The organism is Plantibacter sp. H53 (genome assembly GCF_001650455.1).
Taxonomy (GTDB): Bacteria; Actinomycetota; Actinomycetes; order Actinomycetales; family Microbacteriaceae; genus Plantibacter; species Plantibacter flavus_A.
Genome location: NZ_LWCT01000024.1, coordinates 163,660 through 177,876, shown reverse-complemented (window position 1 = coordinate 177,876; position 14,217 = coordinate 163,660). Strand labels below are relative to the sequence as shown.

At 71.7% G+C, this 14,217-nt stretch carries 6 protein-coding genes; 4 read left to right on the top strand and 2 right to left on the bottom strand.

Features of this window, described 5'->3' with window-relative positions:
* The first annotated feature begins 20 nt into the window (after window positions 1-20).
* From A4X17_RS12220 to A4X17_RS12210, 3 genes are all read left to right on the top strand, one after another.
* Window positions 21-2,558: a hypothetical protein gene (locus A4X17_RS12220; protein ID WP_064295939.1), complete on the top strand. Its 2,538-nt coding sequence runs from the start codon at window positions 21-23 to the stop codon at window positions 2,556-2,558.
* A gap of 85 nt (window positions 2,559-2,643) precedes the next feature.
* Entirely contained in the window at window positions 2,644-3,303 is a 660-nt protein-coding gene (locus A4X17_RS12215; RefSeq protein WP_064295938.1) for a HEAT repeat domain-containing protein, read from the top strand.
* 41 nt (window positions 3,304-3,344) lie between these two features.
* Window positions 3,345-6,224 carry a hypothetical protein gene (locus A4X17_RS12210; protein ID WP_157583490.1) on the top strand — a complete coding sequence of 960 codons (2,880 nt, stop codon included), beginning with the start codon at window positions 3,345-3,347 and terminating at the stop codon, window positions 6,222-6,224.
* Window positions 6,225-6,383: 159 nt separating this feature from the next.
* Here A4X17_RS12210 and A4X17_RS12205 read toward each other — a convergent pair whose 3' ends face one another.
* Entirely contained in the window at window positions 6,384-9,188 is a 2,805-nt protein-coding gene (locus A4X17_RS12205) for an alpha-L-rhamnosidase (protein ID WP_157583488.1), read from the bottom strand.
* Entirely contained in the window at window positions 9,185-12,640 is a 3,456-nt protein-coding gene (locus A4X17_RS12200; RefSeq protein ID WP_064295936.1) for a sugar-binding protein, read from the bottom strand. The genes A4X17_RS12205 and A4X17_RS12200 overlap by 4 nt, the downstream gene beginning before the upstream one ends.
* 217 nt (window positions 12,641-12,857) lie before the next feature.
* Between A4X17_RS12200 and A4X17_RS12195 the strand changes: the two genes are divergently transcribed.
* A complete protein-coding gene (locus A4X17_RS12195; RefSeq protein ID WP_064295935.1) occupies window positions 12,858-14,216 on the top strand; it encodes an extracellular solute-binding protein in 1,359 nt (452 codons plus the stop codon).
* The last annotated feature ends 1 nt before the right edge of the window (window position 14,217 follow it).

Genomic DNA, 14,217 nt, shown 5'->3' with positions numbered 1-14,217 from the left:
TAAGCAATCTGGAGGCATCCGTGGACACCGTCCCGCTGCGAGATCACTGGCTGCTCGAGGTCGGGAAGCACCCGCGACGGGACGAGGTCGCTCCAGTCCCCGCGGTCGTCCCGGGAAGCGTCCACCAGGACCTTCTCGCCAACGGGCTGATCGACGACCCGCTGCTCGGCCTGCACGAGATCGACGCCCTCTGGGTCGGACGGCGATCGTGGCGTTACCGTCGCCCGTTGGCGCTGACAACCGACGCCGAGCGGGTCGACCTCGTGTTCGACGGGCTCGACACCCTCGCCACGATCACCGTGGGCGACACGGTCGTCGGCAGGACCCGCAACATGCATCGGCGGTACCGATTCGACGTCACCGACCTCATCGGTCCCGACGACCGCGAGCTCACGGTGGACTTCGCGTCGGCGCAGGAGTTCTCGGACGCGGCCGCGCGGGAGCTGGCGCCGGCACTGCCGAACGCGACCGGAACGACCTTCCAGTACGTCCGTAAGATGGCCTGCAGTTACGGCTGGGACTGGGGACCGGTCCTGGCGACGGCGGGTATCTGGCGAGAACCCCGGCTCGAGGCCTGGTCCACCGCCCGCATCTCGGGGTTCCGCCCGCAGACGACGCTGACGGGCGGCGTCGGTGTCGTGGAACTCGCCGTCGAGCTCGAACGGACCTCGTCCGGCGCCGGCCGGCCATTGGACGCGGAGATCACGGTGACGTCCGACGGACGACGCACCACCCGCACGCTGCGGATCGACGTCGACGAGTTGCGCGAGACGATCCACATCGACGAGCCGGCCGTCTGGTGGCCACACGGCTACGGCGAACCGCGTCTGTCCGAGCTGACCTTCCGGCTGTGGGATGGTGACCGTCTGCTCGACGAACGGCACCACCGGATCGGGTTCCGCTCGGTCCGCATCGACGAGACCGAGGACGATCACGGGCGCGCGTTCACCCTCGTCGTGAACGACGTACCGCTGTTTGCGCGCGGGGTGAACTGGATCCCCGACGACCTCCTCCTGGCGCGCGTCACCCCTGATCAGCTCGACGAGCGCCTCGGGCAAGCCCGCGCGGCCAACGTCGACCTCGTCCGGGTGTGGGGTGGCGGCGTCTTCGAGGACCGGCACTTCTACGAGCGCTGCGACGAGCTGGGGCTGCTCGTCTGGCAGGACTTCCTCTTCGCCTGCGCCGCGTACCCCGAGGAGGATCCCCTCGCCGGTGAGGTCGAGGCCGAGGTCAGGGACAACCTGGACCGGCTGTCGCCGCACCCGTCGATCGTGGTCTGGAACGGCAACAACGAGAACTTCCTCGGGCACGAGAACTGGAACTGGAAGCCGCTCATCGGCGATCGGACGTGGGGCCGCGGGTACTACCTCGACCTCCTGCCCCGGCTCGTGGCCGAGCTCGACCCGTTCCGGCCGTACACGGCGGGCAGCCCGTGGTCCGGTTCCGAGGAACGGCATCCCAACGACCCGCGGTACGGCAGCGTCCACGCGTGGACGAAGGACGACTACCTCGCCTACCGGAACACCGCGCCGCGCTACGTGTCCGAGTTCGGCAACCAGGGGCCGGCCACCTGGACCACCCTGGTCGACGCGATCGGCGGCGTTCCCGCGTCACCCGAGGCCCCGGAGTTCACGCACCGTCAGCGGATGGTCAACGGGAACGCGCTCATCGGCGAATCGATCGAGCGCCACTTCGGCGGTGCGGCGGATCTGGCGAGCTGGCACTTCCTCGCGAGCCTCAACCAGTGCCGCGCGAACCAGACGGCGATCGACCACTGGCGCTCGAGGTGGCCCGACACCGCGGGAGCCGTGCTGTGGCAGTTGAACGACTGCTGGCCCGCGGTGTCCTGGTCGGTGATCGATTCGGCGGGGCGGCCGAAGCCGATGTACACAGCGCTCCAGCAGTCCTTCGCGCCTCGGACGATCAGCGTGCAGCCACGGGACGGACGCCCGGTGCTCGTCGTCGCGAACCAGACGCTCGAGCCGTGGTCGGACGAGTTCGTCGTCCGGCGGATGAGCCTGTCCGGCACCGCCCTGGACCGTCACACGCTCCCCGTCACCGTCGAGGCGAACAGCGTCGCGATCGTCGACCTGCCGGCGAGGCTCACGAGCTGGACCCATCCGAAACGGGAGTTCGCGGTGGTCGAGGCGGCGAGCTCCGGTCAGCGCGCCTGGTGGTACGGCGTGGAGGATCGGGACTTCGAGCTCATCCCGGGGGCCCTGGACGTGGCCGTGACCCGCTTCGACGACCACGACGAGTACCGACTCACCGCAACCTCGCTCGTCAAGGACGTCCTCATCCAGCCAGACCGCGCCGGGGCCGTGTCCTGCGACGCCGAAGGGTTCTTCACCATGCTGCCCGGCGAGGTGAAGGTCGTGCGGCTGTTCGCCTCGGGGAGTGCAGCGTTGCGGCTCCCTGACGCGGACGGCGACCCCTGGGTGGTGGCCAACCTGAACGACGTCCTCGCCCGCTCGCGCAGCGGTCCCGGTGCGCAGGTCGCCGGTGTGGCGGCCGTGCGGCCCGACGAGATCGCGACCTCTGGACCGGCTGCGAGCTGACGTGCGGGAGCCCACTTGAGGGACCTCGGGCGGGCTCCCGCACCTAGGCTGGAATCGAACCGACACAGCTCTGGGAGGTCGCTCGATGAGCCAGGAGTACGACGCCGCTGCAGCGAACGGTCTGGCGATCGCCCTCCGTGCACCCGTCCCCTCGGACCGACTGCAGGCCGCACTCGCCGCGGGCACCACCCCGAGGACCGCCTACATCGAGGTGCTCGTCGACCGCTGCGCCGTCGAGCCCGACTTCTTCGTGCGCGACATGCTCACCTGGGCACTCGTCCGGCACGACCCCGAGGTGACCGTCCCTCGCCTGATGGAGGAACTCGGGTCGGTCTTCCCACAGGCACGCAGCCAGGCGCTGCACACCCTCTCCAAGACCGGAGACCCACGCACCTGGTCGGCCATCACCCTCGCGTTGCTCGAGGACGAGGAGGATCAGGTCGCCCGTGCCGCGTGGCGCACCGCTGCCGGGGTCGTCCCCGAGCGGGAGGCGCCGGCGCTCGCCGAGCTGCTGACGAAACAGTTCGGCCGCGGCGACCGCGAGGTGCAACTCAGCCTCACTCGTGCGTTCACCACGATCGGCGAGCCCTCGCTCGAGCCCGTCGAACAGACGGCCGCATCCGAGGCGTTCGAGCGAGCGGCCCGTGCGCACGCTCGCGCGACCGCCCGGATCCTCCACGACCCCGAACTGGACTTCGACGAGGCGATGCAGGAGGCCCAGCACGCGCTCCGCCAGGGTGACTGACGAGCGGGCGGCCAGGCGGCCCCGCCCCGTACACTCGACGGGTGCGGGGATCTGACAGCGTGAGCGAGTCGGCCCTCGACGAACCCGACCTCCGCATCCCGGACCCCACACCACGGCACACGCCGTTGTGGACCGTCCTGTCCGCCTGGCTGCTGCGGGTCGAGCGGTGGTTGCAGTCACGTGGCGGCTCCCGCCTCCGCAGGGGCCTGCGGCAGCTCTGGGGGCTCGTCGCCATCGGCGGGCTCATCCTCCTGGTCGGCCCGGTCATCAACCCTCCCCTCACCCTCGACGACCTCACCGAGGAGGCGTCCGACGTCACCGACACGTGGATCGCCCGTTCCTTCGCGGCCGACTACCGCGTGACCACCGGTGAGGACGGCCGACTCGTCACCGACGTCGAAGAGCGCATCGATGCGTTCTTCCCGACGGACCTCGACGACCGCACCATCGAGCGGGTGCTCGCCACCGAGTACCAAGGGCACGCCCTCGACCCGTCCATGATCTCGGTGACGCTGGACGGCGTGGAGCAGGACGTTCGCAGGGAACGCGCCGCGGTCTTCCTTCGCCTCGTCGTCGACCCCGGCGAGCAGCTCACGGGCGATCACGAACTCGTCATCCGGTACCAGCTCTCCGATCTCGCGTACGTCGACACCGATCCGGCGACCGGGCGACCGGTCGACCTCCTTCGCTGGGACGTGTTCGGCCCCGATCTGCAGCAGGCCGTGGCGAAGCTCGACGTCCGGGTGACCATCCCGCAGGAACTCGACGACCGTCTCGTCCGGCAGCCCCGAGGCTCGCTCGCGTGGACCCTCGTGGGCGCCGGGCAGTGGCTGACCCCGGAGCCGGACGCCCCACCCGGCGAGGTGGCCTACGCCTTCACGAGCGACGACGCGGCCCCGCCGCATGCGCAGGCGCGCTTCACCATGCCGTTCGCGGCGGGCTCGATCACGATGCCGCCGCAGTCCTGGATCTTCTGGGTCCAGACCTTCGGACCCGTCCTGCCGATGCTCGTCCTCGCGGCGACGCTTCTGCTGTCGTTCGCGGCCCGTGCGGTCGCGTGGGGTGATGCCCGGGGACGTCCGTGGTACCTCGCGCAGTCGGAACCGCCGGACGGCATCTCGCCCCGCACCGCGGCGCACCTCCTCCGATCGCCGGCGACGATGGAGCTCGCCGAACGGCTCAAGGACGCCGCGATCAGCGGCACGAAGCAGCAGGCGAAGCGACAGGCGCGTCTCGTCGCGGCGGCGGGCGCCGCCAAGCGGTCCGGCCGGCTGGGCGACCGACCCCGGGCCCTGCGTCGGTACCTGGCCGGGCCGGAACGCGCCGGGCAGGTGCGCGACGGCCTGCGTCGTGTGCCGACGGGCTTCGTCCGCGACTGGTTCATCGCCGCACCGATCGCGCTGACCATCCTCCAGTGGGGCATCGTCCGGCAGCTCTCCCACCAGGCCGTGCTCGCAGTGGTGTGGTGGCCGCTCGCCTTCGTCGTCCTCTCGACCGTCTTCGCCGTCATCGTGCTCGCGATCGCCCTGACCGCCCGGCCACTCACCCGCAAGGGGGCGCTCCTCAAGCAGCACCTGCTCGGCATTCGCGTGTTCGCCGAGCGGACGCAGCTGCTCGATCGCGCCAGCCTGCGCGACAGGCTCCTGCCCTACGCCGTGCTCGGCGCCCCGCCCCGGGCGACCGGCCGGCGGGTGGCGGCCCTGATCGCGCCGGAGGTCACGATGCCGGCGGCCGCGGCCGATCGCGCATCGCGCGCCGACGGGTCGACAGCGGGCTTCCTGACCGGTCCGCGGATCGCCGTCCGGGTGCTCGCCGTGCTCCTCGTCGTCGGCGCGATCGTCGCGGTGAGCGTCCTCCCGGCTCCGTCCCTGGAGCCCGAGACACCCCGTTCCTACACGGGTGACATCCCCGGATCGACCCTCACGACGATCGCGACAGCCGACCTCGACGCGGAGCTCACGAGGACCGACGGCGACGGTGCGCGACTGCGCGTCACCGAACGCCTCGGCGTGGACTTCTCCGACGAGGGTGCGGTGCCCGGTCAGGTGGTGCGCGAGTGGCCCGCGGTCGTCGACGGTCAGGACCTGGGCCTCACGGTCGACGGAGTGACGATCGACGGCGAGGACGCGCCGTTCACGACGGAACTCGAGGACGGGCGGCTGCTGCTCCGGACGACCTTCGAGGACGTGCGCACCGGTCTGCACGACGTCGTGATCGAGACGACGTCCACGAGGCCGGCCGTCGTCGCGACCGTCGACGGCCAGGACATCGACCGGGTCAGCTGGGTCGCGCTCCTCGACGGCTGGACGAGCGGCGTCGCCTGGGACGAGGACGTCGCGCAGGGACCGTTCCGGCTCAGCTTCACCGCCGGCGACGACCTCCTCGACGACGCCGTCGACGCCGGGTGGACCCCAACCGAGGCAGGCGCTTGGCGTCCCGCGGCGTCCGAGGGCGGTTCCGGTCGCGAGACGGCGACCATCGAGCTCACACCTGATGACGACGGCGGATGGCCGCTCGACGTCCGTGGCGACGACCTCGGTGTCGTCCTCGACCTCCCGGCCGGGACGGTTGCGGGCGTCGATGCTGGAGCACCGATGACCGCTCGGCTGGCGGTGCAGTGGCCGGGGCTCGTGGCGATCACCCTGTCGGTGCTCGCGGTCCTCGGCGCGGTGCTGGGCGTCGCCGGCGCGGTGCGGCGCCGCAGTCGAGGCATCGAGGGCACGCCTGGCACGGCGCGTGACGCTGTGCGCTGGCTGGCCCCGTCCGCCATGATCACCGCCCTGGTGATGGGCGTCTGGATGCTGAACGGCATCCCCGCTGACGATCCGTTCGGTGGGCTCCTCCTCGCTGGGCTCGGCGCGGGTGTCCTGTCGATGCTCGTCTGGTGGTTCGTCGCCCGTCGATTCCGAAGCCCTCGCTGACCCCTCTCCCCCTGACGCCGGCGCGGTGCGCTGACGCCACCGCGCCCCACACGCGCGAGCGCGCCCCTCCGGAGACCCGCGCTCACGCACACGACCCGCGCCCACGCCCACACACCCGCGCTCACGCCAGCGCACCGCGCTGGCCGAAGGCACGGGGACTCAGCGCAGGGGCACGGCGAGGGAGGAGAGTCCCTCGTCGATGCGCGCGACCACCTCCGGGGGCGCCGCGACCGCCGCGAGCTCGGCACGCAGCGTCCGTCCCGGCACCCAGCGGATGTAGGCGTCGAACTCCTCGGCGAGCGCCGGCTCGGCCTCCCGCAGGACCGCCGAGACGAGCGCGCCCACGCCGCGGTGGTCGATGAGTCGCGCCAGGTCGTCGTCGACCCCCAGGGCGACGGGCCGTTCGCCGGTCGGGAGCAGGACGGTCCATCGATGCGTCCCTGAGGCGACCTCGAACACGGGCCGGTCGGGAAGGCGGACCTCGGCGCTGCTCCCGGTCGGGACCGTCGCGCACACCGTCACACCGTCCGGCACGCGTTCCCAGGCGACCGCCGCGCGGCCGAACGGGGTCTCGTGCACGACGGACGCGTGCCGGAGGGCTTCCGGGAACCACGGTCGCACGAGGATCCGCCGGTACCCGGGTGCGGCGGGCGCGAGGCCCCCGATACGGCGGTGCAGCACGTCGGCCACGGCACCGAACGCGCAGTGGTTGAGGGACACCATCCCGGAGGGATGCACCGAACCGTCCGGCCGGATGGCGTCGGGCCGTTCCCACACCGTCGTCGCGCCCTGGGTCACCGGATACAGCCACGACGGGCAGGCGGTCTGGAACAGCAGGCGCTCGGCGGCCCGTTCCTGGCCGTGGTCGAGGAGCGCGTCGAGGACGAACGGCGTCCCGAGGAACCCGGTGGCGAGGTGGTGTCCGCCGGCACGGAGCAGGGCGGCGAGTCGTTCGGCGAGGACGGTCCGGCGCCCTACCGGGGCCAGGTCGAACGCCAGGACGAGGGCGTAGGCGGTCGGGGTGTCGGACATCAGCCGGCCGGCGGGGGTGAGATAGGCGTCGCGGAAGGCCCGGCTCGTCTGCTCGGCGAGTGCCCGCGCCCGTTCCGCGCCACGGTGGTCCCCGGCCTCCTCGAGCGCGGCTCCCGCGAGGCGCGCGGAATGGACGTGGAACGCGGTGGCGACGAGGCCGGGATCCGTACGCGCCTTGTCCGGACGGCTCACCGTCGGGTCCAGCCAGTCGCCGTACTGGAAGCCCCGCTCCCACAGCCCGGAGGGGTCGGCGCGCTCGGCGCACGCCTCGACCCAGGTGAGCATGGATGCGGCGTGGCGGCGCACCACCGCCAGATCGCCGTACCGGTCGCGGAGTACGTCCGGCACCATGGTCACCGCGTCACCCCAGCCCGCTGCGGCGACCTCGCTGAACGAGCCGAGCGGGTTCGGCACGACGGTCGGGACGACCCCGCCGGCCGCACGCTGTTCCAGGGCGAGATCGTCGAGCCAGGACGCGAAGCAGGCGTCGACGTCGAACAGCGACGCCGCGGCTGCCGAGAAGACCTGCGCGTCGCCCGTCCAGCCGAGCCGCTCGTCCCGCTGCGGGCAATCGGTCGGGATCGCGAGCGTGTTGCCGCGGACGCTCCACACGACGTTCTCGTGGAGGCGGTCGAGCGTCGGGTCGGAGGACGAGAACCACCCGGTGCGGCGCAGCGCGGACTGCAGGACGACGGCGCGGACGTCGTCGGCTCCGACCGACTCAGGCACGCCACGCACCTCCGCATAGCGGAAGCCGTGGAAGGTGAACTCCGGCTCGACCCAGCGCGGGCCTCGGCCGTCGGCGACGAACCGGTCGGTCGCCGACGCGGCACGCAACGACCGGGTGTACAGCTCACCGTCCTGGAGCAGTTCGGCGTGCCGGAGGATCACCTCGGTCCCCGCCGGTGCGTCCAGGCGGAGCCGGAGCCGACCGACCAGGTTCTGACCGAAGTCGATGATCGTCCCCGTGCCGTCGTGGTTCGGCCACACGGCCACGGGAGCTCGTTCGTCGACGACGCGCACCGGCTCGACGTCGGCGGCCTGCACCTGGACGTCGGCGGGGAACGGGTGCACCGCCGCGGCGAGCCACGGCTCGGACCCGTCACCCCGACCGTCGACCTCCAGACGGAGATCCCAGGTCTCCCCGGCGTAGAGCCCGCTCTGGACGAGGGCGGGCGCAGGGTCGACGAGCCACGCGCCGTCACCTCCCACCCGGACCATCCGGCCGTCCGCGCATCGCAGCTCGAGTCGGAGGGAGACCGCCGGCTGCTCCCCGTAGTGTCGGCGAGCGGTCTCGCCGAAGCCGTAGCGCTCGGTGAACCAGCCGCCGGCGACCCGGACGGTCACGACGTCCTCCGCCCCCGGGGTGAGCAGCGCGCCGACCTCGGTTCCCGTGACCGTGAGCCGATCCCGGTAGCTCGTCCAACCGGGCTTGAGGACATGGTCGTCGACGTCGACGCCGTTGATGGAGACCTGGTGGACGCCGTGCGAGGTGCTCCACAGCGTCGCCGACACGAGGTCGGCGGGGACGGTCACGACCCGCCGCAGGACGAACGGCCCGGCCTCCCGCGTCGGGGCGGGGTGGGCGAGGAACGGCTCGGACCAGGGCGCGTCGAGGAAACGGGTGACGAAGCGGAGCGGCGGACTCCACTCCGACGCGGTGCCGTCGACGCCGTCGACACGGACATCGAGCCGATGCTCCGAACCGGGCGCCAGCGGTGCGAACGGCCAGCGCTCGAGCACCCCGTGGGGGCCGAGCTCGCGCTCCTCGACACCGTCGAGTCGTACGACGGCGCGGGCGCCGACCCAACCGGGCTCGGCCTCCACCGTCCACGAGACAGACGGATCGGGGACCGCGGCGACGGCGACGTCCCGCCGTCGACCGACCCGCAGGCCGGTGACGACGGGACGGCGAGGCGTGCCGTCGGTCACGGTCGGTGGCCACTCGCGCGTCGGCCACGCGCGACGACGAACGCCCCGGCGGCGAGCGCCCCGAGTCCGAGCATCGCGAGTATCGCCGTGCCGTCGACTCCGGTGCCGGCGAGACCGCGCGTCCCGGACTGGGCCGTCGACGCGGCTCCTCCGTCCAAGCCACCCGAGGTGCCGGTACCCGTGCCCGTCCCGGGCTCGGTGCCCGGATCCGTGCCACCACCGGTACCGGCCGCCGGCAGGAGCCGCACGGGCAGGAACTGCGCGGAGTCCTTCTCGGCCGCGATGCCACCGCCCCAAGCGAGGTACCCGTCGCGCCCCTCTCCGTCGGCCTCGTTCACGATGAAGGCACTGCTCAGCAGTGCCGCGTCCGGACGGACACCGGTGAGCCGCACCCAGGGCACCGCCACCTCGTACACGGTCGTCGCGGCGGCGTCGTCCCGTTCGACGGCGACCCGCGCTCCCGCGACCGTTCCGGGACCCTCGCCCACCGCGAGCCACCGGTACAGCTGGGGCCCGGCCGGGGTCAGCGCCATCCCGAGTTCATGCCATCCGGTGGCCGATCCCGGGGCACCCGCTGCGACGGTGAACTGCACCGAGTCGCCCTGCCAGATGTTCGCGCCGGCCGCCGGCTGGTCGTGGACGTCGTCGGTCACCTCGACCGACAGGAAGAGGTCGTCCTCGTCCCAGGTGTACCAGGCCCGCGCGGACTGGTCGTCAGCGGCACGTCCGGTGGCCGCCGGGACGATCGGCGTGAGGTCGTCGAGGTCGTCGAGCACGCCGTCCACCTCGATCGTCCGATGCGCGGCGTCGACCGCGGTTCCGAGGTCGAGGGGCACGACGACACCCGACGCTGTCAGTTCGCGCCCGCCCACGAGCGCCACGGCGCTCCAGTCCGTGCGACCGGCGAGACCGGCGAGCGGGAGATCGGCGGTCGCCGACTCGTGTGCCGCGACCGTCACCCCGTCGAGGAACGTCTGCGTGGAACCGCCGAGGTCGACGGTCAGTCGGTCGATCGTGACCGGCTCGCCCGAGGCGTTGTCCACGGTCAGGCGGAGTGCGCTGCCGTCGGCCAGGGCGACCTGATCGCCGACGAGCGTGACGGGTTCCCCGACGGTGGTGCGTGCTGTGAGGCGCCCGAGCTCGACGTCGTCCTCGAGGAGGGTGGCCTCGACGAGCAGCTCTCCGAGCGCGCTCGCCGGTGGCAGCTCGACGACGACGCTTCCGGTGGTCCCGGCGGCGACCGTCTGCGACGCCTCCTGGCCGTCGTCGAAGCGGAGCACGACGGTACGGTCGGTGGTACCCGCCCGGTTGTCCATGGTCCACCTCGCGGTGACCGCCTGCCCCAGGTAGGCGGGGTCGAGCGTCAGCGCGGTCTCCGAAGCGGTCACACCGGCCACCTCGCCCTGGACGTACACCGGGCCCTCCCCCAGTTCGAGCAGGATGCTCGTGCCGTCGCCGGCCGCGACGGTGCGCGACGCGCCGTACAGGTCCGTGATCACGACCTCCCCGCGCAACTCGAGGGTGACCGCCCGGTCCGAGGTCGACCAGAGCGCATGCAGTGGCCCGTCGGGCGTGTCGAAGGAGACGTTCCAGAGATCGGCGACGGAGGTGTCCCGTCCCGTGGCCGTCGCGTCCAGTAGCAGCCCGGCCGCCGTGGAGTAGGAGACGAACGCCGGCTTCGGGGTGAACGCGCCCAGCGGGTCCTGCGGGTGGTGCAGCAGGCCGAAGTTCTCCTCGGTCTCCTGCGCGTCCACACCGTCGTTGACGAGGTCGTAGATGAAGGTCCGCTGCACGTCGTGCATAGCCGTGATGACCGCCGACTTGGCGATGTCGGCCGCCTGCGACGACTCGGAGACGGCTCGGGCGTTCGTGCCGGTCGGCCAGCCGAGCTCGGTCACCCACAGGGGGATGGACTCGCCGCCGTTGTACTGCCGGACCAGCGCGTCGACACGGCTGAGGGTCTCGTCGAGCGCCTCGGCCCCGACCGGGTAGCTGTAGGGGTGCAGGACGATGCCGTCCAGGTATTGCAGCGCTCCGAGACGGAACGTCTGTTCGAGCCAGTCGGTGTTGAGGTTCGCGACCGCGGGACCGATGACCGGCAGCTCGGGGGCGACCGCCTTCACGGCGGGGGACGCCGCGGCGAGGAGGTCGACGTAGTGCTCCGGGGCGACGTTGGTGTTGCCACCGAGCCCGAGGTCCCACTCGTTCCAGATCTCGAGGCCCGTCGACATGTCGCCGAACTCGTCGGCCATCGCCGCCGCGTACGCGGCGTACGCGGACACGGCTTCGTCACTCACCGGTCCGTTGCCACCGTCGTAGAGCGGGTTGCCGTAGCCGGCGAGGAGGAGCGGTTTGACGCCGGAATCGCGTGCAGCATCGAGGAACTCGGCTCGCGGGCGCGACCAGTCGTAGACACCTGGGGTCGTCTCGACCTCGCTCCAGTACACCTCGTCGCGGAACTGCGCGACACCGCCGACCGCGAGGGCGCCCATCGAGGCCGGGTCCCAGCCCTGGCCGTAGTGGGTGGCTGCACCGTACCGCCCGGTCGCCGTGGCGGCGACGTCGGTCTCGGCGAGGACCGCGAACGTCGTGGTGGCGGAACCCACCGACTCGCCGGCGGCGAGGCCTTCGACGGACAGCGAGAACCATCCACGACCGGGTGCGGTGAGGTCCAGCGCACCGTCGGCGTCCTCCTCGCCTTCGTCGACCACGCGTCCGTCCCCGTCCGTGACGGTCCAGCGCACCGTGTCGGCACCGGTCGTGTAGGGAAAGGCGAGCGGATCGCCCTCGGTGAACAGGTTGCCGAGCGTCCCCGGCGTCAGGGCGAACCCGGAGGGGGCGTCCGCGGCCCGGACGGTGAGGTCGTCGACGAGCAGGCGGGCGGTCGGCTGGGCTGTGTCCGCCCGAGCCCACCCGTTGACGACGAAGCCGACCTGCCGCGCCGGGCCGTGCCAGATCCCGTCACCAGCGCCGCCCCAGGCGCTGTGACTCGGCTCGGTCACGGGCGATTGCAGGGTGAGCTCCTGCCACCCGTCGGACGCGGGGACCGGGAGGAAGCTCTGGTGCGTCTGCCCGGTCGCGTCCACGAGCTGGACACCGACGGTGGTCACGTTCTCCGCGCGGACCCAGAACGACACCGCGTCCAGCGGAGCGTCGTCCAGCGAACGGACGGCCATCTCCCAGCCGTCCACCGTGCGCGCTCCGGTGTCCAGGAGGACCTCGACGGCGCCCGCACCCGTGTGGCCGTCGGCGGCGATGCGCGGAGCACTCGGCGCGACCGACGTCCCGTCGAACGCGACACCCGACCAGCCCACGAGATCCTCGACGGGGATCGTCGTCTCCTGCGCCACCGCCGCGGTCGGTTGCGCCAGGGCGCCGACCGCGAGGAGGACCCCCAGCGTTGCTGCCGCGAGCCGCCGCGGGTGCGACGGGCGTCGTGTTCGTTCGGTCATCACTGTCTCCTCGTTGAGCGTGCCCCGTCCGACGGGGAAAGCGGTTTTCCTGACGAAGCCTGCCGAACCATCGGGCCCACTGTCAAGCACCTCTTCGCAGCAGCGATTGAGCACGATCAAGGTGGAAGTCCGCTTTGACGAACCACCGTCGAACCTGCTAGACATCCGTAGAGCAATCGCTTTTCCTCTCACCCGAGCATCGAACGAAGGAGTTCACATGACTGGACGCATCCGCGCAGCAGCGGCTGTGCTGGTGATCGGCGGCATCGCCGTCGCAGCGGCGGGCTGTTCGCCGCAATCGTCGGAAACGGCCGACGGCAAGACCACCATCGAGGTCGGCGACCGCCCGTCGGCGGACCGCCCCGAGGATCGCAAGTACTTCGACGAACGCGTCTCGGCGTTCGAGGAGGCCAACCCCGACATCGACGTGAAGGCGGTCGAGACCGCTTACGACCCGACGACCTTCCAGGCCCTCGCGGCCGGCGGCAGCCTCCCGGACGTCCTGAGTGTCCCCCTCACCGAACCCCAGGGGCTCATCAAGCGCGGCCAGGCTGCCGACCTCACCGACACCCTGAAGTCCGAGGGCCTGCTCGACTCGCTGAACCCGGCGATCCTGAAACTCGCCTCCGATGCCGACGGCAAGGCCTACGGCGTCCCCACGAACGCCTACTCCTTCGGCCTCGTGTACAACCGCGCCCTGTTCACCGCGGCCGGACTCGACCCCGACGCACCGCCGACCACCTGGGACGAGGTCCGCACGGCCGCGCAGCAGATCACCGCGAAGACCGGCGCCGCCGGCTTCTCGGTCCTCACCACCGCCAACACGGGCGGGTGGCAGTTCACCGGGATGACCTACTCCTTCGGCGGGACCGTCGAGAACGCGGACGGCACGAAGGCCACCTTCGACGACACGCCCTCGGCCGATGCGCTCGCCCTCCTGCAGACCATGCAGTTCGAGGACGGCACCCTGCCCGCGAACACCCTGTACGACGCCGACTCGCAGGGCCAGGACTTCGCCGCGGGCAAGATCGGCATGATGATCGGTGCCAGCGACCGCTACTACGGCGTCGTGCAGAACCTCAAGCTCCCGGCCGAGGACTTCGGCATCGGTGGGATGCCGCAGGACGGCGGGTCGAACGGCACCCTCTCCGGCGGCAGTGTCCAGATCGTCAACCCGAACGCGACCGACGCCGAGCGTACCGCCGCGGTGAAGTGGATCAGCTTCCTCTATCTGCAGCGCTACTTCGACCAGGACACCGCCGTCGCCGACGCCAAAGCCTCGAACGAGGCAGGGTCCGTCACCGGCCTCCCCGGCCTCGCGGTGGTGAACGAGGACGCGTACGACACCTACTTCGACTGGATCGCCGACTACATCAACGTGCCGTCGGCGAACTTCACGCCCTACCTCGACGCCTCGGCGGAAATCCCGGTCGTCGCTGAGCCCGTCAACAACGCGCAAGAGGTCTACGGCGCGCTCGACACCGTCATCCAGACCGTGCTGACGGACCGGAACGCAGACATCGACAGCCTGCTCTCGCAGGCGAGCACCGACGTCCAGGGCCGACTGACGCGCTGAC